22 protein-coding genes and 1 pseudogene are annotated in these 26315 nt (G+C 70.5%); 4 read left to right on the top strand and 19 right to left on the bottom strand.

The window, feature by feature from the left end:
• Position 1 precedes the first annotated feature (1 nt).
• A complete protein-coding gene (locus tag ACQPXD_RS47870) occupies positions 2-319 on the top strand; it encodes a hypothetical protein (protein ID WP_432830428.1) in 318 nt (105 codons plus the stop codon).
• A 9-nt stretch (positions 320-328) separates the two neighbouring features.
• Here the strand turns inward: ACQPXD_RS47870 and ACQPXD_RS47875 are convergent, their stop codons facing one another.
• Complete coding sequence (locus tag ACQPXD_RS47875; RefSeq protein WP_432830430.1) at positions 329-1270, bottom strand: hypothetical protein; 942 nt, start codon at positions 1268-1270, stop codon at positions 329-331.
• A 572-nt stretch (positions 1271-1842) separates the two neighbouring features.
• On the opposite strand from ACQPXD_RS47875, the gene ACQPXD_RS47880 reads away from it, so the two are divergent.
• Complete coding sequence (locus ACQPXD_RS47880; RefSeq protein WP_432830432.1) at positions 1843-2973, top strand: geranylgeranyl reductase family protein; 1131 nt, start codon at positions 1843-1845, stop codon at positions 2971-2973.
• Positions 2974-3387: 414 nt separating this feature from the next.
• Positions 3388-5436, top strand: coding sequence for a putative bifunctional diguanylate cyclase/phosphodiesterase (locus ACQPXD_RS47885; RefSeq protein ID WP_432830434.1), 2049 nt, complete (start codon positions 3388-3390; stop codon positions 5434-5436).
• Here ACQPXD_RS47885 and ACQPXD_RS47890 read toward each other — a convergent pair.
• The gene (locus ACQPXD_RS47890; RefSeq protein ID WP_432830436.1) at positions 5411-7051 is read right to left on the bottom strand and encodes an alpha-amylase family protein; all 1641 of its coding nucleotides are present in this window, start codon (positions 7049-7051) and stop codon (positions 5411-5413) included. The two genes, ACQPXD_RS47885 and ACQPXD_RS47890, sit on opposite strands and share 26 nt — an antisense overlap.
• A gap of 87 nt (positions 7052-7138) precedes the next feature.
• Between ACQPXD_RS47890 and ACQPXD_RS47895 the strand changes: the two genes are divergently transcribed.
• Positions 7139-8023: a helix-turn-helix domain-containing protein gene (locus tag ACQPXD_RS47895; protein WP_432830438.1), complete on the top strand. Its 885-nt coding sequence runs from the start codon at positions 7139-7141 to the stop codon at positions 8021-8023.
• 433 nt (positions 8024-8456) lie between these two features.
• Here the strand turns inward: ACQPXD_RS47895 and ACQPXD_RS47900 are convergent, their stop codons facing one another.
• From ACQPXD_RS47900 to ACQPXD_RS47980, 17 genes and pseudogenes are all read right to left on the bottom strand, one after another.
• A complete protein-coding gene (locus tag ACQPXD_RS47900; RefSeq protein WP_432830440.1) occupies positions 8457-10049 on the bottom strand; it encodes a glycoside hydrolase family 13 protein in 1593 nt (530 codons plus the stop codon).
• Positions 10050-10131: 82 nt separating this feature from the next.
• Entirely contained in the window at positions 10132-11130 is a 999-nt protein-coding gene (locus ACQPXD_RS47905; protein WP_432830442.1) for a carbohydrate ABC transporter permease, read from the bottom strand.
• A gap of 35 nt (positions 11131-11165) precedes the next feature.
• The gene (locus ACQPXD_RS47910; protein ID WP_432830444.1) at positions 11166-12149 is read right to left on the bottom strand and encodes a carbohydrate ABC transporter permease; all 984 of its coding nucleotides are present in this window, start codon (positions 12147-12149) and stop codon (positions 11166-11168) included.
• A gap of 98 nt (positions 12150-12247) precedes the next feature.
• A complete protein-coding gene (locus ACQPXD_RS47915; protein WP_432830446.1) occupies positions 12248-13639 on the bottom strand; it encodes an ABC transporter substrate-binding protein in 1392 nt (463 codons plus the stop codon).
• A 76-nt stretch (positions 13640-13715) separates the two neighbouring features.
• Entirely contained in the window at positions 13716-13955 is a 240-nt protein-coding gene (locus ACQPXD_RS47920) for a DUF3459 domain-containing protein (RefSeq protein WP_432844220.1), read from the bottom strand.
• Positions 13864-14264: pseudogene (locus ACQPXD_RS47925) on the bottom strand (alpha-amylase family glycosyl hydrolase); the annotation flags it as partial. The pseudogene ACQPXD_RS47925 and the gene ACQPXD_RS47920, both read right to left, overlap by 92 nt.
• Positions 14265-14637: 373 nt before the next feature.
• Entirely contained in the window at positions 14638-15663 is a 1026-nt protein-coding gene (locus tag ACQPXD_RS47930) for a LacI family DNA-binding transcriptional regulator (RefSeq protein WP_432830448.1), read from the bottom strand.
• A gap of 129 nt (positions 15664-15792) precedes the next feature.
• Positions 15793-16275: a hypothetical protein gene (locus ACQPXD_RS47935; protein WP_432830450.1), complete on the bottom strand. Its 483-nt coding sequence runs from the start codon at positions 16273-16275 to the stop codon at positions 15793-15795.
• 25 nt (positions 16276-16300) lie between these two features.
• Complete coding sequence (locus tag ACQPXD_RS47940; RefSeq protein WP_432830452.1) at positions 16301-16663, bottom strand: response regulator; 363 nt, start codon at positions 16661-16663, stop codon at positions 16301-16303.
• Entirely contained in the window at positions 16660-17133 is a 474-nt protein-coding gene (locus ACQPXD_RS47945; RefSeq protein WP_432830454.1) for a chemotaxis protein CheX, read from the bottom strand. The genes ACQPXD_RS47940 and ACQPXD_RS47945 overlap by 4 nt, the downstream gene beginning before the upstream one ends.
• The gene (locus ACQPXD_RS47950) at positions 17130-17531 is read right to left on the bottom strand and encodes a response regulator (RefSeq protein WP_432830456.1); all 402 of its coding nucleotides are present in this window, start codon (positions 17529-17531) and stop codon (positions 17130-17132) included. The genes ACQPXD_RS47945 and ACQPXD_RS47950 overlap by 4 nt, the downstream gene beginning before the upstream one ends.
• Positions 17532-17537: 6 nt before the next feature.
• Positions 17538-18395 carry a CheR family methyltransferase gene (locus tag ACQPXD_RS47955; protein ID WP_432830458.1) on the bottom strand — a complete coding sequence of 286 codons (858 nt, stop codon included), beginning with the start codon at positions 18393-18395 and terminating at the stop codon, positions 17538-17540.
• Entirely contained in the window at positions 18392-19588 is a 1197-nt protein-coding gene (locus ACQPXD_RS47960) for a protein-glutamate methylesterase/protein-glutamine glutaminase (RefSeq protein WP_432830460.1), read from the bottom strand. The genes ACQPXD_RS47955 and ACQPXD_RS47960 overlap by 4 nt, the downstream gene beginning before the upstream one ends.
• A 158-nt stretch (positions 19589-19746) precedes the next feature.
• Positions 19747-20649 carry a hypothetical protein gene (locus ACQPXD_RS47965; protein WP_432830462.1) on the bottom strand — a complete coding sequence of 301 codons (903 nt, stop codon included), beginning with the start codon at positions 20647-20649 and terminating at the stop codon, positions 19747-19749.
• A 119-nt stretch (positions 20650-20768) separates the two neighbouring features.
• On the bottom strand, positions 20769-22307 hold the full coding sequence (locus ACQPXD_RS47970) for a methyl-accepting chemotaxis protein (RefSeq protein ID WP_432830464.1): 1539 nt from the start codon (positions 22305-22307) through the stop codon (positions 20769-20771).
• Between the two features lie 2 nt (positions 22308-22309).
• Entirely contained in the window at positions 22310-22762 is a 453-nt protein-coding gene (locus ACQPXD_RS47975) for a chemotaxis protein CheW (protein ID WP_432830466.1), read from the bottom strand.
• A 3-nt stretch (positions 22763-22765) separates the two neighbouring features.
• Entirely contained in the window at positions 22766-25225 is a 2460-nt protein-coding gene (locus ACQPXD_RS47980; RefSeq protein WP_432830468.1) for a chemotaxis protein CheW, read from the bottom strand.
• Between the last annotated feature and the right edge of the window lie 1090 nt (positions 25226-26315).

A 26315-nucleotide genomic window follows, 5' to 3' on the forward strand; every position in this document is an offset into this window, starting at 1 on the left:
CATGCTGGGCCTGGCCCGCTTCCCGACCCTCTTCCTGGCCTTGCTGATCGCGTCACCGGCCCTCTACGCCGGTTTCGTGACCCACCGCATCGACGCGCAGACGGCCCTGCTGCGCCTGCTCATCGCGGTGCCGGTCGCCGCCGTCATGCTGGCCCTGTTCCGCATGATCACGCAGGGGTACGGCCGGACAAAAGACGAACCACCCAAGCGCCCATCGGCACCAGGCACACCGCCCGGCACCGAACCTCTGCGCGCGGAGGCCGTCGCGGGCGAGCCCTTCCCCCACCGCCGCACGGAGGACGCCGCCCCGCAGCCGTGACCCGGCGGTTCAGATGTCGTTGGACGAGCGCTGCCGCAGCCCGTACCGGCTCGCCACCGGGTTCCACACCCCGAGGAACCGGTTCTTCGCGTCGCTGGCGTTCTTCGACTGCCGCTGGGCCTCGTCGTAGTTGTCCTGGCCCCCGCCGCTGCACCCGCTGGCCTGCTGCGCCTGCCCCCACGGCACGAAGCTGCGGTCGGCCGCGAGCGAGAAGCCCAGCGCTTCCTTGAGCATCGAGCGCAGCTGCTCCCCCTCGGGAATCGCCGAGAGGTCGAAGCGAGTCACGCTGTCGATCTGGGACTGCCGCTCGGTGCCGACGGTCTGCATGTCGGCGATCGCCTTCTCGATCAGCGTGCACTTGTTGACCAGGTCGATCGCCGCGTTGAGCTTGGTACGACTGGAGATGCTCCCGTCCAGCACCGCGTCAACCGCGGCCGCCTGCGCCTTCGGGTCGGCCACCGCTCCGTTGGTCGTCGGCGCGGGCGGCCCGCTCGCACCCCCGTCGCCCTTGACCGGCGCCGTCGTCGCCACACCCCCGGTCGACGAGCCCTGGGCCACCGGCGCACCCCCGCCACCCCCGGTCAGCTTGACCACCGCGATGACGGTACTGGCGATGACCAACACGACGACGATGACCGTCAGCGGCAGCAGAACGCGCGACCGGTTGGGCTTGAGCGGCTGGTAGTACCCCGGCTGCGGCGACCCGGAAATCGGCGTCACCGAGATCGGCGTAGGCGAGACCGGAACCCCCGGATAGGGCGCCCCCGACACGGGCGGCAGCTGCGGATACCCGCCCGTCGGATACTGCGGGTACCCACCCGGATACTGCTGCTGCGAATACGCCGCGGCCGGAAACTGCTGCATACCCACCGGCGGCCCCACGGGCGGCGGCTGCATCACGGCCGGGCCGGCGATCGGGTTGCCGGAGATCGGATTGACCTCGTACGACACGGGAGTCCCCGGATACGCCCCCACCCCGGGCATCAACGACACACCACACTGCGCACACTGCGTCGCGGCGGGGTCGTTGCCCAGAAAATGGCAGTTCGGGCACGGCATGCCCAAGAGCCTAACGACCCCGGACAACCCCCGAAACAACCGAGCGTTCCGCGTCCGCGCCCAACAGTCACCCCCAACTCACCCAGACGGCCGGACGTTCCGTCCACTCCGCCGGGCCCTGCGCTTACGGCCCAGCCGTGCCGCCCGGAAGATGGCGTCGATGGCCGCCGCGCCCCACCGGCGGCCATCGACAACGCGCTACGACGGCCGCCGCCTCCTATCAACCACCACGATCAGGCGCCAGCCACTTCACACACCACGCCGACGGGCGCGGAGGCGGGGCGCGGACGCGGGGCGCGGCGCGCGGGGCGCGGCGCGCGGGGCGCGCGGCACGGAGGCGCGCGGCACGGAGGCGCGCGGCACGGAGGCGCGCGGCACGGAGGCGCGCGGCGCGGAGGCGCGCGGCGCGGAGGCGCGAGGCGCGGGGGATGCGGGGGCGGGGTGGGGGTGGCAGGCTCGACGGCATGGATGGCGGCGGCGATCGGTTCGACGTCGTGGTGGTCGGGGCCGGGCCGGCCGGCGCCGCGGCCGCGCTCGCGGCGCGGCGGGCCGGGGCCGGTGTGCTGTTGCTGGACAAAGCCACGTTCCCGCGCGACAAGCCCTGCGGAGACGGGATCGCGCCGCACGCCCTCGACGTGGTGCGGGAGCTGGGCGTGAGCGGGGTCGAGGAGGGGTACGCGCCTGTGCCCGCGCTGCGGCTCGTCGGGCCCGGTGGGCGGGCGGTCGCGCGGGCGCACGCGAGGGTGGTGTACACCATCCCGCGCATGGTGTTCGACCGGCGGCTCGTGGAGGCGGCGGTGCGCGCGGGGGCGGTGCTGCGGCGGCACGCGGTGCGGCGGGTCGAGGACCGGGGCGGGTATGTGGTCGTCGACGGTGAGATCCGGGCGGGGGCCGTGGTCGGGGCCGACGGGGCGTACTCCCTGGTGCGCAGAGCGCTCGGCGAGCCCCCGAACGGGCCTGGACACCTCGCGCTGGCCATCCGCGGGTATGCCGAGGCGCCCGAGATCGCGGCCGAGCAGCGGATCGTCACGACCGCGGCGGGGTGGCCGGCGTACGCGTGGGCGTTCCCGATCGGCGACGGGCGGGCGAACATCGGCTACGGCGAGGTGCTGCGCGGCCGGCCGCTCACCCGGGAGCACCTGCTGGACCGGCTGGCGGCCCTGCTGCCCGACCTGGACACCGCGGCCGCCGCCGGGCTGCGCGCGCATCACCTGCCGCTGTCCACCCGGCGCCCGGTGGCGGGACGCGGGCGGCTGCTGCTGGCCGGCGACGCCATGTCGCTGATCAACCCGTTCACCGGAGAGGGCATTTTCTATGCGGTACTCTCCGGTGCCCTCGCCGGCGCCGCCGCCCTCGACCCGGGCGCGCCCGCGCGGCGCTACCGGGCGGCGCTGCGGCGGCGGCTGGGGGCGCACCTGCGCCACTCCCGGGCGGCCGCGGCGCTGAGCTCGCAGCGGTGGATCGTCGACGCGGCCGTGCGCGCCGCGGACCGCGACCAACGAGTGTTCGACGCCCTGATCGAGCTGGGGCTCGGCGACGGCCGGCTGACCCCGCGCACCCTGGCCTCCGTCGCCGCCGCGACGCTCAACCGGTAACCCAACCGCACCCGGCCGCGTGGCAGACGATGCAGATCGCGGCGGCCGTGCGCGGCTGCGGTCCGCACCGGCGACGAGGCGGCCAAGGGAGCCGGGCGCGCAACCGCGGGCCGGCAAGCTCGTCAGCGCCGCCGTTCGAGCCGAGCCGAGCCGGCGCGAGGCCGACCAGACGGACGGTCGCCGGGCCCCGCCGGTACGCACCGTGGCCGGCCGCCGACGCTGCGAAAGCATTCACCAGTCCCGGCGGGAACGATTCGAAAAAGCGACTTTCGCCGAAACCACCGCCGAGCGGGCCGCGTTTGCGCAGGTCCTGGCGCGATTCGTGGACGGACTCACGGAAACGGCGGGAGAACGGCACTGAGCGTCGATTCTTCATGGGGCCGCGGTGCAGTAATCTTCGCCGGGGGTGATGCGGTGGCAAGCTCGGACAGCCGGGGCAATGCCGCCATCGACCCTGCGCTGTCGCAGCTAGCCCGCCAGTGGGTCGTCGCCGTGCGGCAGACCAGCTACCTCGACCTGAGCGCCGATGCGCTGCAGCGATTCTTCGAGGAGCAGACCGCGGAGCTCGCCGACGCGCTGCGCACCGCCGACCCGCAGGCCGGCACCGAGGTCGGCGCGGCCCTGGTCGGCATCGGCCTGGCCAGCCCCGAGGCTTTACAACGCTCGATCGGCATCCTGACCGAGCTACCAAAGCTCATAAATCCCGAAAAATCGGACACGGACGAACCGCCGCCGAGCGCGGACCAAGCAGCCGCGGACCAAGCAGCCGCGGACCAGGCACCAGCGGACCAGGCACCAGCGGACAACACGGCAGCGCACGAAGCAGCCGCAGCGGACGAAGCGGCCGCGGACCAGGCACCAGCGGACGAAGCAGCCACGGCGGCCGAGGCAGCAGCGGACAACGCGGAAACAGGCAGTAAAACGGGAAACGCCGCAGAGGCGCAACAAAGCAGCGATCCGGAAGAAGCCGACAAAGCGGCGCAGGCCGACAAGGCCCGGCGAATCGCCCAGGAAACCGTCGGCGAACTGATCGGCGCATTCGCCGGCGGGTTCGCCAGGGCCAGCCGCCAGAAGATCCTCGACGACCAGGAGCGCATCCGCCGCGCCTGGACCCGGGCCCTCACCGATGCCGAGCACACCCTCCAGCGGGAGCTGCACCACCAGGCCCACCACGACCCGCTGACCGGGCTGCCCAACCGCGTCCTCCTCTACGGCCACCTGACCGAGGCGGTCCGCGACGCCGAGGAGGGCACCCGCATCGGCGTGTGCTTCCTCGACCTCGACGAGTTCAAGACCATCAACGACACGCTCGGCCACGGGTACGGCGACCAGCTGCTCGTCGCCCTCGCCGACCGGCTGCGGGCCTGCGTGACCGGTGCCGGGCACTTCGTGGCCCGGGTCGGCGGCGACGAGTTCGTGGTGGTCGCCCGCGACACGAAGGGGCCGGAGGAGCTCACCGAGCTCGCCGAGGCGATGCTCGCCGAGCTCAACAAGCCGGTCCGCCTCGACGGGCACGAGCTGGCGGTCTCGGCCAGCATCGGCATCGTCGAGCAGGCCGCCCGCGGCGCCGAGCCGGAGGAGCTGCTGCGGGCCGCCGACGCCACGCTGTATCTGGCCAAGGCCGACGGCCGGGCCCGCTACGCGGTCTTCGACGCCCAGCGCAACGCCCAGCAGCTGCTGCAGTACGGCCTGACCGGCCGGCTGGCGGGCGCGCTGGAGCGCGGCGAGTTCCGGCTGCTGTACCAGCCGCTGGTGGCCCTGTCCGACAACCGCCTGCGCGGCGCCGAGGCGCTGTTGCGGTGGGAGCACCCGGAGCTCGGCACGGTGTCGCCCAACACGTTCATCCCGGTGGCCGAGCAGTCCGGCATGATCCTGCCGCTCGGGCGGTGGGTGCTGCGCGAGTCGTGCCGGGCCGCCGCGGACTGGCAGCGCAGCCACCCCGGCGAGCGGCTGCTCATCAGCGTCAACGTCTCGCCCCGCCAGTGCACCGACCCGCGGCTGCTCGACGACGTGCGCCACGCGCTGGCCGACACCGGGCTGGAGCCGGGCAACCTGCAGCTGGAGCTGACCGAGACGGTGCTCATGCAGTCCAGCGGCCCGGCGGTGCAGACCCTGCGCACGATCGCCGACCTGGGCGTGCGGATCGTCATCGACGACTTCGGCATCGGCTACTCCAACCTCGCCTACCTGCGCCACCTGCCGGTGCACGGGCTGAAGCTGGCCGGCGCCTTCATGGCCGGCATCCGCAAGCTGGAGAGCGACCACGTCGACGAGCAGATCGTCGAGACGGTGATCCGGCTGGCGCACACGCTGCAGATGACCGTGACCGCGGAGGGCATCGAGACCGCCGACCAGGCCAGCCGCCTGGCCGCGCTCGGCTGCGACCTCGGGCAGGGCTGGCATTTCGGCCGCCCGGGGGCGCCGGAGCTGATCCCGGCTATACGCTCCGGCGCCGGAGCCTGATCCAGCGGTACCCATAAGGGCCGAGCGGCAGCGCGGAGAGGTCCGCGACCTCGGGGTAATCCCGATCGCCGAACACCTCGTTGGGATGGTTGGTCTCGGCCGAGAGCTCGCCCAGGTCGACGACCGCCTCCTCGGTGCCCAGGTTGTGCAGGAACAGCATCGACCCGGTCGGCCCGTCGGCCCGGTGCGCCAGCACGCCCGGCGGCAGCGGCTTGTCGATGCATGCGCAGGCGCCGTTGCCGACCTCCGGGCTCTCCCGCAGGGTGCGGATCATCCGCTCGAACCAGGCCAGCAGCGACCGGTCGTCGTGGCGCTGGGCGGTCACGTTGACCCGCTCGTAGCCGTACTCCCCCTTGGCCACGACCGGCCGGATCGGCTCGGCCGCGCTGAAGCCGGCGTTGGTGTCGAACGACCACTGCATCGGCGTGCGGATCGCGTAGCGCCCCGGCTCCCCCAGGTCGTCGCCCATGCCGATCTCCTCGCCGTAGCGCAGCACCGGCGTGCCGCGCAGGGTGAACTGCAGCGAGTAGGCCAGCTCCAGCCGGGCCCGGTCCCCGCCGAGCATCGGCGCGAGCCGGCGGCGGATGCCCCGGTCGTAGAGCTTCATGTCGTCGTCCGGGCCGAACTCGGCGAACACGTCCTCGCGCTGCTCGGCGGTGAGCCGCGACAGGTCGATCTCGTCGTGGTTGCGCAGGAACGTGGCCCACTGCCCGCCGTCGGGCAGCCGCGGGGTGGTGCTCAGCCACTCGATGACCGGCTCCGGGTTGCGCCGGGCCAGGGCGAGCACCAGGCGGGCGTTGAGCATGAAGTCGAACAGCATGTGGATGCGGTTGCCGGAGCCGCCGGCGTCGCCGAAGTACCGCGGCAGCTGCTCCGGCTCGACGTTGGCCTCGGCCAGCAGCATCGCGTCGCCGCGCCGCCACTGCACGTGGTGGCGCAGCTCGGTGAGGTAGTCGAAGTCCAGCGGGCTGTCGGGGCGGCCCGGCTCGGTGAGCTCGATGATGAACGGCACCGCGTCCATGCGGAAGCCGGCCACGCCCAGCTGCAGCCAGAAGGCGAGCACCTTCTTGATCTCGGCGCGCACCCGCGGGTTGGCGTAGTTGAGGTCGGGCTGGAAGTCATAGAAGCGGTGGTAGTACCAGGCCTTGGCCTTGCGGTGGTACGTCCACGTCTCGGACTGCTCGCCGGGGAACACCATGCCCTGGTGGCGGTCGCTGGGCTCGGTGTCGCTCCAGATGAACCAGTCGCGGTAGGGCGAGTCCGGCGAGGACACCGCCGACTGGAACCAGGGGTGCTGGTCGGAGGTGTGGTTCACCACAAGATCAATGATGACCTTGATCCCGCGGTTGTTCGCCTCGTGCAGCAGCTCCGCGAAATCGCCCAGCGTGCCCAGCCGCGGGTCGACGTTGTAGAAGTCCGTGGCGTCGTAGCCGTCGTCCCGCCCGGGTGTGGGATGGATCGGGTTCAGCCACAGGCAGTTGATCCCGAGCCTGGTCAGATAGTCCAGGCGGCTGATGACACCTTGAAAGTCGCCGATGCCGTCGCCGTCCGAATCCTGGTACGTCTCGACGTCCAAGCAGTAGATGACACTCTCGGTGTACCACCGTTCGCCCATGGAGTTCGGGTAACCGAATCTGTCTCTGCTCAAACGCGCGCTTGCGTGCGCGCGCCTCGGACCGCGAGGATGGCTCCCGGGGGGCTGATGGTCGACTTCGCAGGCGCGCTACGCGACGCAATCCAGGCACGTGGTCTGGGGCTGGAACGCATCCAGGAGCGGTTGCGTGCGGAAGGGTATTCGGTCAGCCTCGCCACGCTGAGTTACTGGCAGACCGGGCGCAGCCGGCCGGAGCGGCGCGAGTCCCTGGCCGCCCTGGCCGAGTTGGAGAAGATCCTCGAGGTCGAGCCGGGCTCCCTCGCCGCGCTCGTCGGGCCGCCCCGCCCCCGGGGCCGCCACCTGCACAAGAGCCCCGACAACATGGAGCTGGGCGCCTTCTTCTCGGAGCGCGACCTGATCGTCGATCTCGCGCAGGGCATCGACACCCGCTGGGACGAGCGGCTGACCAGGCTCAGCCAGCACGACCGGGTGACCGTCGGTCCGGACCGGGGCGAGGTGTCGATCCTGGTGCGGCAGGTGCTGCGCGCGGAGGCCGACGGGCCGGACCGCTGGGTGGCGATCATCCGGCTCGACGTCCCGGGCAACCCGCTGCCGCTGCTCACCCCGGGGCGCAACTGCCGGCTGGGGCGGATCGTGGAGCACCCGGAGAGCGGCCTGTTGCTGGCCGAGCTATTGTTCGATCGGCCGCTCGCCAAGGGTGAAACCGTCATCACGGAGCACGCGCTGCACAATTATCCGCCGTTTCCGCTGGCGACGCAGTACGAGCGCAAGTTCCGCCTGCCGGTCCGCGAATACGTCGTCGAGGTCTGTTTCGACCCCGCCGCCTTACCGCGGGCCGTCTATCAATATCAGCAGATGGATGGCCAGGACGAACAGGTCACGTCGATGGAGGTCGACGTGGGCCACTCGGTCCACGCGATCGCCCTCGACTACGGTCCGGGCCGCTACGGGCTGCGCTGGGACTGGGACTGACCAGGACCGGCGCGGTGGTGTTTCGTGCCGCTCACAAGACCTTGGACAGGGTCGAGCGCAGCACCTTGGACGGTAGGGAAGAACAACGGGGCGCCGGTGTGGCCAGCGCCCCGCCTCTGTTCCCGGAATAACCCGGCGTCACCATCGGAACGGCTGGGATGTCGCCGCGACGGTTAGGGTGGAACGCATGTGTCGCCTCCACAAGGAAGTGATTTTCCTTGTGGAAGAAGTTATTGGGCGACGCGGCGGCGAGACAAGTTCGTCGATCGCCTTAACAGTTAACGCTCTGGGCTACGCGCCCCTTAACAGTTAAGAGACCCCAGCTCTCTTAACTGTTAAGAGAGTGAAAAGGGCCGGACGGTCGCACCCGCCAACTTGTGCGACCGCCCGGCGTATCGGTCCCCCGTGTCGTGCCTCCAGACCTGTCCCAGGGCTACCCCAGGCGCAGCCAGGCGGAGGCGTCGGGCGGGAGCGTGCCGTCCGCGTTGAGCGGGGCGCTGCTCAGCAGCACCTCACGGTGTGGCGGCAGGACGGCCGGCTCGGCGCCAAGGTTGGTGACGTTGGCGAAGGAGTCGTCGCGGGCGAACGCGAGCACCTGCGGGCCGGAGTCCAGCCAGCGCATCGGCCCGTCGCCCAGCGAGGGCTCCTCCCGGCGGATCCGCAGCGCCTCGGTGTACAGCCGCAGGAACGAGCCCGGCTCGCCCCGCTGGGCCTCGACCGAGAGCGCCGCCCAGTGCGCCGGCTGCGGCAGCCACGGCGTGCCGGGCGAGTCGGGCGGGCTGAAGCCGAACGGGGCCTGCGATCCCGACCACGGCAGCGGCACGCGGCAGCCGTCGCGGCCCGGGTTGACCCCGCCCGAGCGGTGGAACATCGGGTCCTCGCGCAGCGCGTCGTCGAGGTCCTCGACCTCCTCCAGCCCGAGCTCCTCGCCCTGGTACAGGTAGTACGCCCCGGGCAGCGACATGGTCAGCAGCGCGGCCGCCCGGGCCCGGCGGGTGCCCAGCGCGAGATCCGAGGGCACGTCGCGGCGCTTGTCGGCGAAGGCGAAGTTGGTGACCTCGCGGCCGAAGCGGGTCACCTCGCGGGTCACGTCGTGGTTGGACAGCACCCAGGTGGCCGGCGCGGCGACGGGGGCGTGCACCTCGAGCGTCATGTCGATCTCGTGCCGCAGCTTGCCGGCCTCCCACGGCGCGCCCAGGAACGCGAAGTTGAACGCCGTGTGCAGCTCGTCCGGGCGCAGGTACCGGGCGAACGCGTCGTGGTCGGGCAGCCACACCTCGCCGATGAGCGCCCGCGGCGGGCTGTAGGTGTCCGCGATGCGCCGCCACGACTGGTACACCTCGTGGATGCCGTCGTTGTCCTCGTACTTGTCGCTGACCAGCGGGTCCTTGATGAGCACGGCGGCGGAGTCGATGCGGATGCCGTCGATGCCCCGGTCCAGCCAGAACCGCAGGATGTCCTCGAACTCCTCGCGCACCGCCGGGTGGTCCCAGTTGAAGTCCGGCTGCTCCGGGGCGAACAGGTGCAGGTACCACTCGCCGTCGGCGACCCGGGTCCAGGCCCGGCCGCCGAAGATGGACTGCAGGTCGGTCGGGGGCAGCTCGCCGTGCTCGCCGCGGCCCTTGCGGAACCAGAACAGGTCCCGCTCCGGCGAGCCGGGCGCCGAGGCGAGCGCCCGCTGAAACCAGGCGTGCTGGTCGGAGCAGTGGTTCGGCACGATGTCGCAGATCACCCGGATGCCGGCGGCGTGCGCCTCCTCGATGAGCTTCTCGGCCTCGGCGAGGGTGCCGAAGATCGGGTCGATGGCCCGGAAGTCGGCGACGTCGTAGCCGCCGTCGGCGAGCGGCGACGGATACCAGGGCACGATCCAGATGGCGTCGACGCCGAGGCCGGCCAGGTACGGCAGGCGCGACCGCAGGCCCGCCAGGTCGCCGACGCCGTCGCCGTTGCCGTCGGCGAAGCTGCGCAAGTACACCTGGTAGATAGCGGCGCTGCGCCACCAAGCTTGGTGGTGTTGGTCGGCCACGTGTGGAACCTGCTTTCTCGCACTTGGAATGCCTTATACGACAGGTGGATCCGCGGGGCCGGCGCCCCGGTTGCCGGTGCGCTCAGCCCTTGACCGCGCCTCCCAGTCCGGCGCTGGAGAGGAACAGGCGCTGGAAGACGAGGAAGAACACGACCGGGATGAGCGTCGAGATCGCCAGGGACGCGAGGAACACGCCCAGATCGGTCTGCGACGCGATCGCGGGCAGCCGCACCGACAGCGGCTGCTTGGTCTGGTCCTTGAGCACGAGCATCGGCCACAGGAAGTCCTTCCAGCTCGCAATGGCCGCGAACACCGACACGACGCCGAGGATGGGCCGGGACATCGGCAGGACGACCGACCAGAACAGCCGGAACGAGCTGGCGCCGTCGACCTTGGCCGCCTCGAACACCTCACGCGGGAGGCTGTCGAAGAACCGCGTCACGAGCACGACGTTGAACGCGCTCGCGCCCGAGGGCAGCCAGACGGCGAAGAAGCTGTTGATGAGCGACGTGCCGACGAGCGGCGGGTTGAGGATCGTGAGGTACAGCGGCACGAGGAGCACGACGCTCGGCACGAACAGGGTCGCGATCACCAGACCGTTGACGATCTTGGCCCAGGCGGGCCGCAGGACGGACAGCACGTAGCCGCCCGTGGTCGCGACGAGCAACTGCACGAACCACGAGCCGGCCGCGAGCCAGATCGTGTTGAGGAAGTACCTGCTGATCTGGACGTCGTTCCACGCCTCGGAGATGTTCTGCCAGCGCACGCCGTGCGGGAAGATCGCCAGCGGCGTGCGGATGATGTCCTGCGTGGGCGTGATCGCATACTTCGCGAGCAGCAGCATCGGCCCGATGCCGGCGACGAGGAGCAGCACCAGCAGGATCACCTGCAGGGTCTTCATGGTCGCGTTGACGCGAGGGTTGCGCCAGTCCTGGCTGGAGACGTAGCCGCGGCCGCCGTCGAACTGGGACGCCCTGCGCTTGCGGACCCCTCCCGCGGCTTTGGCGGCGGCGACCGGAGTCACGACGTCGGGCGCCCGCCCCGGCGCGCCCGCGGCGACGGAGGTCGACGGGAGGGTCATGGTGGTCCTCTTCCCCTCGGAGACGTGTTGGCCGGTCACGACTTGCTCCAGCCGGACGTGAGCTTGAAGTACACCAGCGACAGGATCGCCAGGAACGCGGCGAGCATGACGGACAGGGCGGTCGCCGCGCCGTAGTTCGCGCCCAGGGAGCTGCCGAACGCGTAGTTGTAGATCATGAGCAGGATCGTCAGCGTGGCGTTCGCGGGGCCGCCGCCGGTGAACAGGTAGGGCTCCAGGAACACCTGGACGGTACCGATGATCTGCAGGATGAAGGTGATGAGCAGGACGCCGCGCAGCTGCGGCATGGTCACGTGCCACACCTTCCCCCAGATGCCGGCGCCGTCGACCTCGGCGGCGTCGTAGAGGTCGTCCGGCACGCCGAGGAGCGCGGCCAGGTAGATGATCACGGTCCCGCCGGCCGCGGCCCACGTCGCCTCGACGACGAGGGACGGCATCGCCATGGACGGGCTCGACAACCAGGCGTACGGGCCCAGCCCGACCCAGCCGAGGATCGTGTTGAACACGCCGTCCGGGGCGCCGTCGTAGAAGAACTTCCACAGCAGGACGGCGACGACGGGCGGCACCACCACCGGGAGGTACGCGAGCACGGAGTACAGGCCCTTGCGCCGCCGGACCGAGCTGATGAGCACCGCCGTCACCAGCGGGACCGGGAAGCCGATCACGAGGGCGAGCAGCGCGAAGTAGAGGGTGTTGCCGATCGCCGTGGGCAGGTCGGGATCGGTGAGCACGTACTGGAAGTTGTGCCAGCCGACCCACCTCGGCGTCCCGACGAGGTTGGTCTTCTGGAAGCTCATGACGACCGACCGCAGGATCGGCCACCACGAGAAGACGCCGAAGATGACCAGGAGCGGCAGCGCGAACACGACCGAGCTCAGCCCGCCGCGCTGGACCCAGGTCGCCGGGTTGCGCCGGCGGACCCGCCCGCCGCGGGCCGGCTGGTGGTTGCCCCCGACGGCGGCGGCGTCGCCGGTCTGCCGCGGGGCGCCCAACGCACTCACGACACATCACTCCTCGTCCTGGTTTCGGGGGCGCAGCCCCCGGTGCGGGCCGCCGGTCTCCCGACGGCCCACGCGGGTTGTCGATGGTGTGGTGAGCGTCAGCCGGCCGCGTCGATGGCGCGCTGCGCCTTCGCGTTGGCGTCGGTGAGCAGCTGGTCGATGTTGGCGTCCTTGTTCGTCAGGACAGCCTGCACCACCGTGTCGAGCGACTTGTAGACGTCCTGGGTGGCCACGGCCGGCTCGTTGACGAGCTTGGCGTCGAAGACCTTGCTGGTGAACGTGGTCATCTGGTCCAGCGGGACGTTGACGTAGGTCTTGATCCAGTCCTGGTACTGCTGGTACTGCGACTGGGAGAAGATCGGCAGCTCGGGGGTGCCCACGGGCTGCTTGCTCGCCACCTGGATCTGCGCGTTCTTCACCGCTGCGTCCTGCTTGGTGTACTTGCGCAGGTAGTGGTAGTCGATCCACTTGATCGCGGCGGCCTTCTCGTTGTTGCCGGCCTTGCTGGACACGGCCGCCATGGTGCCGCCACCGAGCACGCCGGAGTCACCGCCGGCGAGCGGGATCATCGTGAGGCCGTACGACTTCGGGTTGATGTTGTTCGTCTGCACCAGGCTCGTGTAGACGTCCTGGCCCGAGGTGTACATGCCGAGCTTGCCGGCGGCGAACGCCTGGTTGATGCTCGACCAGTCGTAGTCGAAGTTCGCGCCCATGGAGTTGTCGCTCCAGCGCAGGTCCTTCAGGAACTGCAGCGCGGCCTTGGTCTGGTCGTTGGTGAGCGTCGCCTTCTTGCCGTCCTCCATCCGGCCACCGCGGGCGTAGGTGTCGACCGTCAGCTGCCAGCCGCCGGTGCCGTCCTTGGCCATCTGGGCGAATCCGGCCTGGCCGGTCTTGTCCGCGATGGCCTTGGCGTCGGTGCGGACCTCGTCCCAGGTGGTCGGGGGCTTGTTCGGGTCGAGGCCGGCCTGGGTGAACAGGTCACGGTTGTAGTGCAGGCCGACCGCGTAGATGCTCTTCGCGGGAATGGCGTAGACGTGGCCGTCGGAGCCCTGGCCGTACTGCAGCAGGTTCTTGTTGAAGTTCGACGCGTACGAGAGCTGGTTGAGGTAGCCCTGCATGTCGACGATCTGCTGGTTCGCGATCAGCGTCTTCGCGTCGGTGAAGGGGATCTCGAACACCGTCGGCAGCGTGCCACCCGCGAGGTCGGCCGCGAACGTGGTGGCCTTCCACTCGTAGTCGTGCGTCTTGACGGTGATGTTCGGGTTTTCCTTCTGGAAGTCCGTCACCTCGTCCGCGAGCGCCTGCTGCGCCTCGGGCTTGGCGCCGGGCAGCAGGCCCACGACGTTGAGCGTGACCTTGGTGTTCGGGTCGAGCGAGGTCGAGTCCGAGCCGCCGCTGCCGGAGTCGCTCGAGGAGCACGCGACGAGCGTGCCGCCGAGCGCGAGCGCACCCACGAAGGCTAATGCCCGCGTGGTACGTGAGTACTTCATCGTCGCTCCTTGTTGGGGTGTGTGGGCATCCGGATGGATGGGACGGAGGGAATTCGTTGGGGCGAGGTGCTGGCCGTCAGAGCCGGAGCCAGACGGCGGTGTCCGTGGGCAGCCGGCCATCGGGGAGGTCCCCGCTGGCCAGCAGCACCGCGGAATGCTGTGGCAACGACGCCGGCTCGGCGCCGAAGTTCACGACGCAGGCGATGTCGCCGCGAGTGAAGGCGGGCCGCGAGCGCCGCCGGGAGCCGGGCGTGCTGGTCGGAGACGTGGTTCGGGACGATGTCCAGGATGGTTCGCAGGCCCGGCGCGGCGGCATCGGCGATGAGCGCCCCGGCCTGCTCGACGGTGTCGAAGACGGGTCGATCGTCCGGTAGCCGGCCACGTCGTAGCCGCCGTCGCGGTCGGCCACGTCGTAGCCGCCGTCGCCCAGCGGGGAGGCATACCACGGCGTGAACCAGATCGCGTCGGCGCCGAGGGCCTGGAGGTAGGCGAGGCGCGCGCGAACGCCCGCGAGATCACCGGTGCCGTCGCCGTTGCCGTCCGCGAAGGAGCGCGGATAGATCTGGTAGATCACGGCATTGCGCCACCACGGTGATCGATTCACCGGCGTCCCGCTCTGGCTCATGCTCACGTGCGGACTCCTTGAGGCCGAGCCTGCTGGGTCGCGTTACTGATCGGTTTCCACCGCATCGCGTCAGGGTTTCGGCCTGGCGTAGGCAAGAGATTAGGCTCACGCCGCACAAGAAGTCCATGGCTCGTTGCAAAATTTTAATGATCATCCGGCAGGTACTTGCACGGGCGCGCTCCCACGGCCCCGCAACTTGCATTGAACCCGCCGAAATCGCGCACGCCGGGGCCTCGCCGGCGCAACCGGGGTGCCGCAGCGCACCCGCCCGGCTACCGACGGACAGCGGAAAGCAGGCTCGCGAGCACTGCAAAGAGCGCCACGACTTCACGCAGAAGTCGTGGCGCTCGGTGGTCTTGCCCGGATTTGCCGGTTATGCGGCGGTGCTCGCCCGGGCCTCGGTGAGCGCACCCGTCGAGCCGCGCACGACGAGCTCGGGCTCGAAGAGCATCTCCTCGGTCGGCACCAGCGTGCCGGCCACCTGGCTGACCAGCAGGGTGACGGCGGCCTGGCCCATCGCCTGGATGGGCTGGCGGACCGTGGTCAGCGGCGGGTCGGTGCAGTTCATGAACAGCGAGTCGTCGAAGCCGACCACCGACACGTCGTCGGGCACCTCGCGGCCCAGCCGCCGGGCGGCCCGGATGGCGCCGAGGGCCTGCACGTCGGAGGCGCAGATGATGCCGGTGACGCCGTGCTTCACCAGCCGCGTGGCGCCGGCCCGGCCGCCCTCCATGGAGAAGATGACCCGCTCGACGTCGTCCTGGTTGACCGTGCCCGACTGGGCCGCGGCGGCCTTGAAGGCGGCCAGCTTGCGGTTGGACGGCGCGTGGTCGGCGGGGCCGAGGATCAGCCCGATCCGCTTGTGCCCGAGCGAGAGCAGGTGGTTGAACGCCTGGTCGACGGCATGGCCGTCGTCGACCGACACGCGGGGGAAGCCCAGGTCGTCGATGGCGGCGTTGACCAGCACGGCCGGCAGCCCGCGGTCGTGCAGGCGGTGGTAGTGGTCGTGCTCGGCGGCGGCCTGGTGGTAGAGGCCGCCGCAGAAGATGATGCCGGAGACGTGCTGGTCCAGCAGCATCTCGACGTAGTCGGCCTCGGAGACGCCGTCCGCGGTCCGGGTGCACAGCACCGGCGTGAAACCCCGCTTGGACAGCGCCCCGGCGACCACTTCGGCGAAGGCCGGGAAGATCGGGTTTTGCAGCTCCGGCAGCACGAGGCCGACCAGGCGGGCCCGCTCGCCGCGAAGCTTGGTCGGCCGTTCGTAGCCCAGCACGTCGAGGGCGGTGAGCACCGCCGTGCGGGTCGCGTCGGAGATACCGGGCTTGCCGTTGAGCACCCGACTCACGGTCGCCTCGCTCACGCCGGCATACTTCGCCACCTCAGCGAGTCGTCGAGTCATGCCCGCAAGCGTAGTGCATGCCTACGCAATTTTTTGCACGATGTCGCCCACGCAACGGAGCCGGCCCGCAGGCCGGCCCCGACCCGCCGGTGGGATGCCCGAAAAATACGGCATTTTCCGGGCACCACCTCAGCCCACCAGCGAGATCGACATCTTTCCGCCGCCGTACCCGGAGACATCCACCTTGAGGTCCAGCCGCCGGCCGAGGGCCAGCAGGTGGTTGACCGCGTCGGCCGGCGGGCCGCCACCGGGCAGGTAGGTCTGGTGCAGCTTGACCCGCGGCGCGCCCTCCTTGTTGATCAGGCCGGCGAGGATGTTGCAGACCTCGATGGCGTTCTCGCCGATCATCTTCGAGATCTCCTTGTCCTCGATGCACGCCTCGGCGCCGCCGGGCGGGATCAGGCCGATCGCCGCGCCGGCGTAGGCGGTGAGCTCGAAGTCCAGCCCGATCACGGCCATGAGCTGGAGCCGATCGTCGGTGTAGAGGGCGACCAGGGTGCGCGGGACGTCGGCGGCTTTGAGCGGATCGGCGGGGTTCACGGTGACCGGCCGGCCGAGGAGGTCGTCGAAGAGGTCCTTGACGGCCTTGGGAACGGGCAGAACATGCGACATGACTCAAATCATCCCAAAAATCCGGTCAGCCCAGGATCGGTTCGAGCGCGTCCTTGAAAGTGTCCGCCGTGAAGGGCTTGGTCACGAGAAACAGCGCGCCCGCGTCCTCGGCCGCCTGGCGCATCTCCGGCGTACCCTCGGACGTCACGAATCCGAACGGCACCTGGTTGCCGTTGGCGCGCAGCATCCGCAGCACCTCGACGCCGGTCATGTGCGGCATGTTCCAGTCCGACAGCACGAGGTCGGGCTTCTCGGCCACGGTCTTGTCGAAGGCCTCCTGCCCGTCGCAGGCCTCGACGAGGTCGTGCCCCTCGTAGCCGGCCTGCCGCAGGGTCCGGGTCACGATCTGGCGCATCACCCGGCTGTCGTCGGCGATCAGGATCTTCATGCGGGTGCTCCAGCGAGATCGGCGGTGCTTTCCAGGACGGTGACGGTCACCGACTCGGCCATCCACGTGCCGTCGAGGTGGCACACCTCGGTGACGGAGGGGTACCGGCCGTTGGCCCCGTCGACGTGGACGTGCGGCAGCGACAGCGCACACGGCTCGGGCAGCAGGCTCTTCACGTTGCCGCCGATGATGTTCGCGAGCTCGCCGAGCGCGTCGGCGATGTCCTCCTCCGCCACTTCCTCGAACTCGATGCCCAGCAGCGCGGCGGCGACGTTCTTGGCGGCCTGGTCCGAGCAGCTCACCAGGACGTGGCCGCGCCACGCGCCGGTGACCGAGACCGACGCGGTGACGTCGTCGGCGGGCTTCTCGGCCGGGTAGGGGACCAGCGGGCTCGCGCCGTCGAGGTCGAGGTAGGAGGACCAGACCTGGTCGGCGATGACCCGCAGGTCGTCCTCGGTCGGGTTCGTCATGCCGCGACTCCGTTCGGGACGAGGCCGAGCAGGGCCAGCTTGTCGATGATGGCGTCCGGCGTGAAGGGCTTGATGACGTACTCGTGCGCCCCGGACGCGAGCGCCCGCACGATCTGGCTCTGCTCGCTCTCGGTCGTGACCATCATGAGCGTCATCCCCCGCAGCCGCGGCTCGGCGCGGACCGCGGTGACGAACTCCAGCCCGTTCATCTCGGGCATGTTCCAGTCGACGAGCGCGAGGCCGGGGATCTCACCGCCACCGTCGAGGACGTTGGCCTGCAGGTAGTCCATCGCCTCCTGGCCGTTGCCCGCCTCGACCACGTCGAAGCCCAGCTGTGCCACGATCCGCTTGAGAATCAGGCGCATCGCGCGCGAATCGTCGATCACCATGGTGAGCATCTGGCTTCACCCCTTTCCTACTGCGCTCACGGGGGTGGCGGCCCATCCGGCCGCCCGGAGCTTGTACGCGGACGTCCGGCCGGCGACCACCCGCTCGAACCTGTCATCGATGCCGATCGTCGTCTCGGCGGAGCCGAGGAACAGCCAGCCGTCGGGGCGCAGCGCCCCGGCGACGCGCTGCAGCACGTTCCGCTTGGTCTGGACGTCGAAGTAGATCAGCACGTTGCGGATGAACACGATGTCGAACGGGCCCACCGGCGGAAACGGCGCGGCCAGGTTCAGCCGCCGGAACGTGACGTTCTTGCGCAGCGCCTGTGCGACCTTCCAGTGCGCCCCGGCCCGCTCGAAGTGCTTCACCAGCAGCGGCGCCGGCAGTCCCCGGTTGACCTCGAGCTGGGTGTACTGCCCGGCCTCGGCGCGGGTCAGCATCTCGGTCGAGATGTCCGTGCCGAGGATGTCGAAGGTCCATCCGCCCGGCAGGTGGTCCTGCAGCACCATGGCCAGCGTGTAGGGCTCCTGCCCGCTCGAGCTGGCGGCGGACCACACCTTGATGGTGCGGCTCGCGGACCGGCGGCGCAGCAGGTCCGGCAGCACGGTGTCGACGATCTGCTTGAACGGCTCGCCGTCGCGGAAGAACGATGTCTCGTTGGTCGTCAGCGCGTCCACGATCTTCGCGTGGATCTCCGGCTCCGGCCGCTGCTGCGCGCGGTTGACGAACTCCGAGACGGTCGGCAGGCCCGACTGGCGGGCCAGCGGCAGCAGCCGCGCCTCGACGAGGTACTCCTTGCCCGCCTCCAGCACGATCGCCGCGTCGCGCCGGACGAGGCCGCTGATGAAGGCGAACTCCTGGGCAGTCAACGTCATCGGGTCACCTCCATGGACTTCGCGCCGCGGCCGCCGGCGGTACGGGTGATGAGATGGTTCGCGATCTCGCCGAGCGGCAGCACGGCGTTGGCCAGGCCGGCCTGCGTCACCGCGCCCGGCATGCCCCAGACGACCGACGTCGCCTCGTCCTGCGCCACGATCTCGGCACCGGCCGCGCGCAACTGCTCCGCGCCCCGCTTGCCGTCCTGGCCCATGCCGGTCAGGACCACCGCCAGCGTCGCGCCGCCGTAGGTGCGCGCCACCGAGCGGAACAGCACGTCCACGGCGGGCCGGCAGAAGTTCTCCGGCGGGCCGGTGTTGAGCTTGGTGACCACCTCGGTACCGCGCCGGTGGACCTCCAGGTGGAAGTCCCCGGGCGCGAGGTAGACGGTGCCCGGCTTGACCACCAGGTCGCCCGCGGCCTCGACCACGCTCAGGGCGGCGGTACGGTCGAGCCGGTCGGCGAACATCTTGGTGAACACCGGCGGCATGTGCTGCACGACGACCACGGGCACCGGCAGGCTCGCCGGCAGCGCCCGGATCACCGACGTCAGCGCGTCCGGCCCGCCGGTGGAGCAGCCGATCGCGATCACCTCGACGGCGCCGGTGCGCGGCGCGGTCCGCGCGGGGGCGAGCGCGGGGCCGCCGGGCGGCACGTTCGGCGGGCGGACCACGCCCGGCAGCGCCGCGCCGCCGGGCCGGGCCAGCGGGGCTGCCGGCGCGTGGAGGGCGCCCGGCGCGCGGCCCGGGGCAATGCCCGGGCGGGCGGGCGGCGCCAGCGGGCCGCGGCGGCTGCCGCACAGCGCGTGGATGCGCGGGATGATCTGCTCACGGACGCTGCGGATGCTCTCCGCGACGCTGCCGACGTTGGCCGGCTTGGTCACGTAGTCGCTGGCGCCGGCCGACAGCGCGTCGAGCGTGGCGGTGGCGCCGGCCGCGGTCAGGGTGCTGAACATGATGACCGGGAGCCGGGCGTACTTCGCGCGGATCGCCCGCATCGTCTGCAGCCCGTCCATGATGGGCATCTCGATGTCGAGCGTGACCAGGTCGGGGCGCAGCTGCTCGATCTTGGTGAGGGCGACCTTGCCGTTGGGGGCGGTGCCCACCACGCGGATTTCCGGGTCATCGCCGAGCGCGTCGGTAATGAGACGCCGGACGACGACCGAGTCGTCCACGACCAGCACCGAGATCACTCGCCCTGCCTCCACCCCCGGGGGCCCGCATCGCGAGGCCCGTCACGTTCCAGCGGACTCATCGGCGCCGGAACCGGTGTGGATAAGGGATTTTCGAAAAGTAGCGCCCCAGTCGCCGGCAGATGTTTCGCGTTTCCGCCGGACCGCTTTTTCCGCCGTCAGGCGTTTCCGCCGGACAGCGGGCCCAGCGCGGTGAAGTAGGGATCGAGCAGCCGGCGCGCGGTGGTCGAGTCGAGCAGGTCGCGGACCATGAGCGCCTGCACCGCGCCGCTGAGCAGGTTCCACACCCCACCCGCGCGGTCGGCGACCGGCACGCCCGAGCGGTCCAGCGCCTGCACGAGCAGCAGCTGCGCGGCGGCGCCGGAGCGGACCCGGCCGGAGAGGAAGACCGCCCACGAGGCCGAGTGCACGGCCGGGGCCCAGTCCGACAGCCCGGGCCGGGCGCTGTCGGTGACCTTGTTCAGCTGCCGCAGCTGCGCGGGCGAGAGCGCGCCGACGCGGGTGAGCAGCTGGTGCACGTCCTCGGCCTGGGGGCCCAGGTCGTGCTCGCGCTCGGGCAGCGCGCGCACGGCGACGGTCCAGGGGGCGCTCAACCGCCGGCGGGACTCGTCGGGCAGCAGCTCGCGCAGGTAGGCGGCCGCGGCGGCGTCGGAGAGCACGCCGGTGGCGCGGCTGGCGACCGGGCTCTGCCGCTGGCGCGGGGTGCGGGCCTGCGCCGAGGGCATGCTCGTCGGCTGGGCCGGGCGCTTGCCCCAGGTCCAGTCCAGCACGTCGTACCGCAGGCAATGCAGCAAACCGTCGAGGGTGCCCAGCGGCGCCCGCTCGATGACGGTCAGGGTGCCGGCGTCGGCGGTGGAGGCGCGCCGCTCCTGCGCGGCGGCGTCGACGTCGCGCCAGAGGTCGGCCCGGTCCCAGTCGTCGTCGGCGCGAGCCTCGGCGATCGCCGGAAGGTCACTCTGCGTAATTGTCAGGCTGCGAAGCAGCACATCGGCCGCGGCCGATCCGCCCTGCAGACGGGAGAGGTCGAAGCCGAGAACGGGGGCGCTAACCAGGCTGTACATGCAACTAGTCTGCAACGCAGCTGCACCCCGGTCTGTCCACCGAACGGGCCGGGGGCGGCGCCGGGCAGTAGCCCAGCGTCACCCCCGGCCGTAACCCGATCCACGCACCGGGGGTACCGTCAAATCTTGAAACGGGCGACGAGCGCGCGCATCTCGCTCGACATCCGCGACAGATCCGAGGCAGCGCGTTGCGCCTCCGCTACGTTGAGTGACGTATTCTGCGTCGCCGTGGCCACCGTCGAGACGTTCACGGCGATCTCGGCCGAGCCGGTCGCGGCCTCGCTGACGCTGCGGTTCATCTCGTTCGTGGTGGCCGTCTGCTCCTCCACCGCGGAGGCGATGGTCAGCTGGTAGTCGTTGATCCGCGAGATGATCTGCCCGATCTGGCCGATCGCGGCCACCGCGCCGGTGGTGTCGGCCTGGATCGCCTCGACCCGCCGCGAGATGTCCTCGGTGGCCCGCGCGGTCTCCTGGGCGAGCTCCTTGACCTCGTTGGCGACGACCGCGAAGCCCTTGCCCGCCTCGCCGGCCCGGGCCGCCTCGATGGTCGCGTTGAGCGCCAGCAGGTTGGTCTGCTCGGCGATCGAGGTGATCACCTTGACCACGTTGCCGATCTCGGTGGAGGACTCCCCCAGCCGGCTGACCGCCTGGTTGGTCGATTCCGCCGCCATCACCGCCTGCGACGCGACCTTCGCCGCCTCGCTCGCGTTCTGCGCGATCTCGCGGATCGACGCGCCCATCTCGTCGGTGCCGGCCGCCACGGTCTGCACGTTGCGCGAGACCTCCTCGGCCGCGGCGGCCACGACCTTCGCCTGGTCGCTCGCCTCACCGGTACCGGAGGCGATGTGCGCGCTGATCCCGGTGAGCTGGTTCGCCGAGGCGGCCAGCGACGAGGCGGTCTGGTCCATCGTCTGCACCGTGGTGCGCATGCTGTCGGTCGCCCGGTTCAGCGCCTGCGCCATCGCCCCGACCTCGTCGGCGGAGGCCACCTCGACCCGGGTGGCCAGGTCGCCCGTGGCGACCGCGCCGAGCACGTCGGCCACCCGCCGCAGCGGCCGGACCACGAGCGCGGTGACCCACAGCCCGATGCCGAACGCGGCGATCAGCCCGATCACGGCGGCCAGGATCATGAGCGTCCGGCTGTTGGTGTAGTCGCGCTGCGCACCCGAGCGCCACTGCTCGGCCTCGGCCACGTCCTTTGCCTGCATGCGCCCGATCGCGTCGGTGGCCTTCGTGATCATCGGCTGGCCCTTGGACGACATGATCTGCACCCACTGGTCGAGCCGGCCCTGGCCGATCACCGTGGCCAGCTCGCCGTCGCGCAGCGTCCGATACTGCTGGATCGAGTCGGCCACCGTCGTCAGCTCCGCGGCACTGTCCGGCGCGCCCGAGCGATAGCGCTCGATGGCGTCCGCCAGCATCGCGTCGGCGGCCTTCTGCTGATCGGGGTTGAGCGCGTTGAGCAGGTTCGCGATGCCCTGACGCATGTCGGCCAGCGCCACGAACTGCTTGTTCTTCGCGGTGAACTGCGTCATCTTCTCGTTGGCGCGGCTGAGCGAATTGAGCCCGACGATCGTGACGACGACCGTGACGACGCCGGCGATCGCGATTGCCGCGAGTACCTTGGCCCGGACACTGCGGTTGGTGAACCAGCTCATGGCTATTCCTCGCGGTTGGTGCCGGGCGGATTGGTGTTGACGGCCTTGGTGGTGTCGAGGGCGAGCAGGAGCCGGCCGTCGAGCTTGAAGGCGCCGGTGATCAGGTGCCGGGCCCGGCCTTGCAGCGTGTCCGGCGGCGGCTCGAACGTGTCGTCCTGCAGCGTCACCACCTCGCCGATGCGGTCGACGAGCAACGACACCGACTCCTCCTCGGTCTTGACGATCACGTTCATCGCGGGCTCAGCGCTCTTGGTGCGCGGCGGCAGGCCCAGCTGGACCCGCAGGTCGACCGCGGCGATCACCTGACCGCGCAGGTTGAACAGCCCGCCGACGGACTCCGGGGCCAGCGGCACCGGCGTGTACTGGTCGAAGGAGAGCACCTCCTGGACCTTGGCGACGTCGAGGCCGAACAGCTGGTCGGCGACCTCGAAGGTGGCGTATTGACGGCTGGCCATGGCTCAGGCTCCGGCGGTCTGGTAGGAGTTGACGTCGGCCTCGGTACCGTTCTGGTACACGTCTTGCGGCTCGTACGGGTCCATCGTGGTGTGGAACATCGGGTCGGCGGCGAGGATCGCGCGCCGCACGTCCAGCAGCTCGGTGACCCGCTGCTGGATGACGGCCGAGCCGAGCAGCCCGTCTTCGCCGAAGTCGCGGCGCGAGTCGTCCAGGCCCTCCTCGACGATGTCGATGATCTTCTCCACGGCGAGGGCCACGGAGCGGCCGTTCTCGGTGTAGACGACCACCGGCACGGTCTGGCCGGGCTCGGTCTCGTAGGCGCCCAGCAGGTGCGACAGGCGCAGGACGGGCAGGATCTGGTCGCGGTACTGCACGACCTCGCGGCTGCCGGTGCGCTCGATGCGCTCGACCGGGAACTCCTCGAGCCGGGTGACCATGTCCAGCGGGATGGCCACCCGCCGGTCCCCGACGCCGGCGATGAGCAGCCGGTCGGCGTTGTCACCGCCGCGGCGCACGGTCGTGTCGGTGTCGGTGTCGGTGCGCTCGGTACCGGCCGCGGCCAGGTGCGCCCGGCGGGCGAGCGAGGCCACGTCGAGGATCAGCGCGACCCGCCCGTCGCCGAGCAGCGTGGCCCCGGCGTAGACCCCGATGTCCTTGAACCGGGAGGTGAGCGGCTTGACCACGACCTCCTCGGTGTTGAGCACCCGGTCGACGACGAGACCGAAGCGCTTGCCCTCGGCCTGCAGGACCGCGACGTAGACGTCGGTGTCGTGCTCGCCCTCGCGGGCCAGTCCGAGCGTGTCGTCGAGGTACACCAGCGGCAGCAGCTTGCCGCGCAGCCGGTAGACCGGGGCGCCCATCGCGTGCTCGACCACCCGCCCGGTCTGCCCGTCCAGATAGACCAGCTCGTGCACGGCGACCTGCGGGATGACGTACCGCTCCCGCCCGCACTCGATCGTGAGCGCCTGGATGATGGCCAGCGTCAGCGGGATGGTGAGCCGCCAGGTGGTGCCCTGCCCGACCACCGACTCGACGTCGACCGCGCCGCCGATGCGCTCGATGTTCGTCTTCACCACGTCCATGCCGACGCCGCGGCCGGACACGTTGGTGACCGCCTTCGCGGTGGAGAACCCGGGCCGGAACACCAGCGCGAGAATCTCCCGGCGGTCCATCGCGGCCAGCTGGTCGCGCGACACCAGCCCCTTCTCCACGGCGATCCGGGCAATCTTGTCCGGGTCGATGCCCGCCCCGTCGTCGCGGACCTCCACGATGACGTGGCCGCCTTCGTGGTACGCCCGCAGCGTCAACGTGCCCTCGGCGGGCTTGCCGGCGGCGACCCGGTCGTCCGGGGTCTCGATGCCATGGTCGACGGCGTTGCGCACCAGGTGGGTCAGCGGGTCCTTGACCGCCTCCAGCAGGGACCGGTCGAGCTCGGTCTCCTTGCCCTCCTGGGCCAGCCGGATCTGCTTGCCGAAGGTCGAGGAGAGGTCGCGAACCACCCGGGGCAGCTTCGACCACAGGTGGTCGATCGCCTGCATCCGGGTCTTCATCACCGATTCCTGCAGCTCGGAGGTGATGAGGTTGAGCCGCTGCCCGGTGCGGGTCATGCCCGGGTCGGCCACCGAGCCGATCGCCCGGACCAGCTGGTTGCGGGTCAGCACCAGCTCGCCGACCAGGTTCATGAGCTTGTCGAGCAGGTCGACGTCGACCCGGATCGACTGGTCGGCAACGCTGCGGCGGGACACCGTGTCCTCACCCGACTCCGCCACCGGCGCCTCGACCGGCTTGGGCGCCGCCGGCTTCGCCGGTCCCGCCGCGGGCGCCTTGGCCGGGGGCTTTTCCGCGGCCGGCGTCGCCACGACCACCGGTTCCACCACGACGATCTCGGTCACCAGCTCGACCAGCTCCGGTTCGGGCTGGGGTTCGGGCTGGGCTGCGGCCTTGGGCTGGGCTGCGGCCTTGGGTTCGGGTTGGGGTGTGGCTGTGGGTTGGGGTGTGGCTGTGGGTTCGGGCTGGGCCGCGGGTATGGGTGCGGCTTTGGTTTGGGCTCTGGGTTCGGGCGGCGCGGCGGCGGAGTCGTCGGTGATGCAGGCGTTGACCGCGGCGACCACGTCCGAGTCGTCGCCGGGCAGTTCCTGGCCGTTCTCCTCGATCTCCGCCAGCAGCCCCCGCACGGTGTCAACCATGCGCAGCAGCGCGTCGGTGGTCGCCGGGGTCATCTCCTGCGCACCGTCCCGCAGCCGCGACAGCAGCGACTCCCCGACGTGCGTCACCCGCTCCAGCCGGTTGAACGCGAGGAAGCCCGAGGTCCCCTTGATGGTGTGGATCGTGCGAAAGATCGACGACAGCAACTCGCGCGAGCCCGGCTGGGCCTCGAGCGCGACCAGGTCGCGGTCCAGCTGATCGAGGTTCTCGTGCGATTCGACGAGAAACTCCTGGACAATGTCACCCAACTCGCTCACGGCCAGGCGCTCCTTTCGCCCCCGCGCGGGGGGACACGCACCGGGACGAACCACACGGCCCGCACCTACCGGGAGAATCGGCACCCACGCAGGCCGGTAAAGGAGATTCGTGCTGATTGGGTGAACGCTCAGGCACGCACCGTGACCCTAGCCCACGAGCCCGCCGCGACCACCTCCGCCGACGCCCGACGCCCCGCCCCACCACCGAACACCGACACTGTCACGATCCCCACGCCGACACTGTCACGGTTCCCAACGCCGACACTGTCACAATCTCGGACGGCGACACTGTCACGATTTAGGACGGTGACACTGTCACGGTCTAGGACGGCGACACTGTCACGGTCTGAGTCTCGGACGGTGACACTGTCACGGTCCCGGTTTCCGACGCCGACACTGTCACGGTCCCCGACGCCGACACTGTCACGATCTCCCTCGGTGACACTGTCACGGTCTAGGACGGCGACACTGTCACTGTCACTGTCACTGTCACTGTCACTGTCACTCTCGCCGAAGCCGTCGCGGTCCCCGACGCCGACACTGTCACGGTTTCCAAGGCCGACACTGTCACGATCCCCGACGGTGACAGTGTCACAATCGCCGACCCTGACACTGTCACAACCGCCGACAGTGACAGTGTCACGGTTCCCGACAGTGACAGTGTCACGGTCCCCGTCCATCGGCGGGGGCGCAGCGCGACGACTGCCGACGGCCGGAGCGAACGAATCTCTCCGCGATCATGCAGTTCCCGCCGGCGCGCAGCGGGTTTCTCATGATCGCGGAACGTTAAGGTACCTATGAGTACATCAACCTTCCGTGATCACGAAAAACGCGTGATACGGGCGGCGACTACAGCATGATCGCGGAGAGTTCCGGTCGTGTGCCCGGTGCCCGAAGGGATCACGCCGATCGACGGCTCGCCCAAGGGGCGGCGGAGCCGATCAAATCCGGATTTATCCCCTGTCAGGGTATAAGTCCGAAAAGTCGTGGCGCGGAGCGCCCGACTTTTCGATCGGCAGCCGGGCGACTTCTCGAAGGGCAGGGAGGGGCGTTGAAGAAGGGCGGACCGGGCGACAGCGCCCGGCCGCAA

It is taken from the genome of Dactylosporangium sp. CA-092794 (assembly GCF_050948465.1).
Classification (GTDB): Bacteria; Actinomycetota; Actinomycetes; order Mycobacteriales; family Micromonosporaceae; genus Dactylosporangium.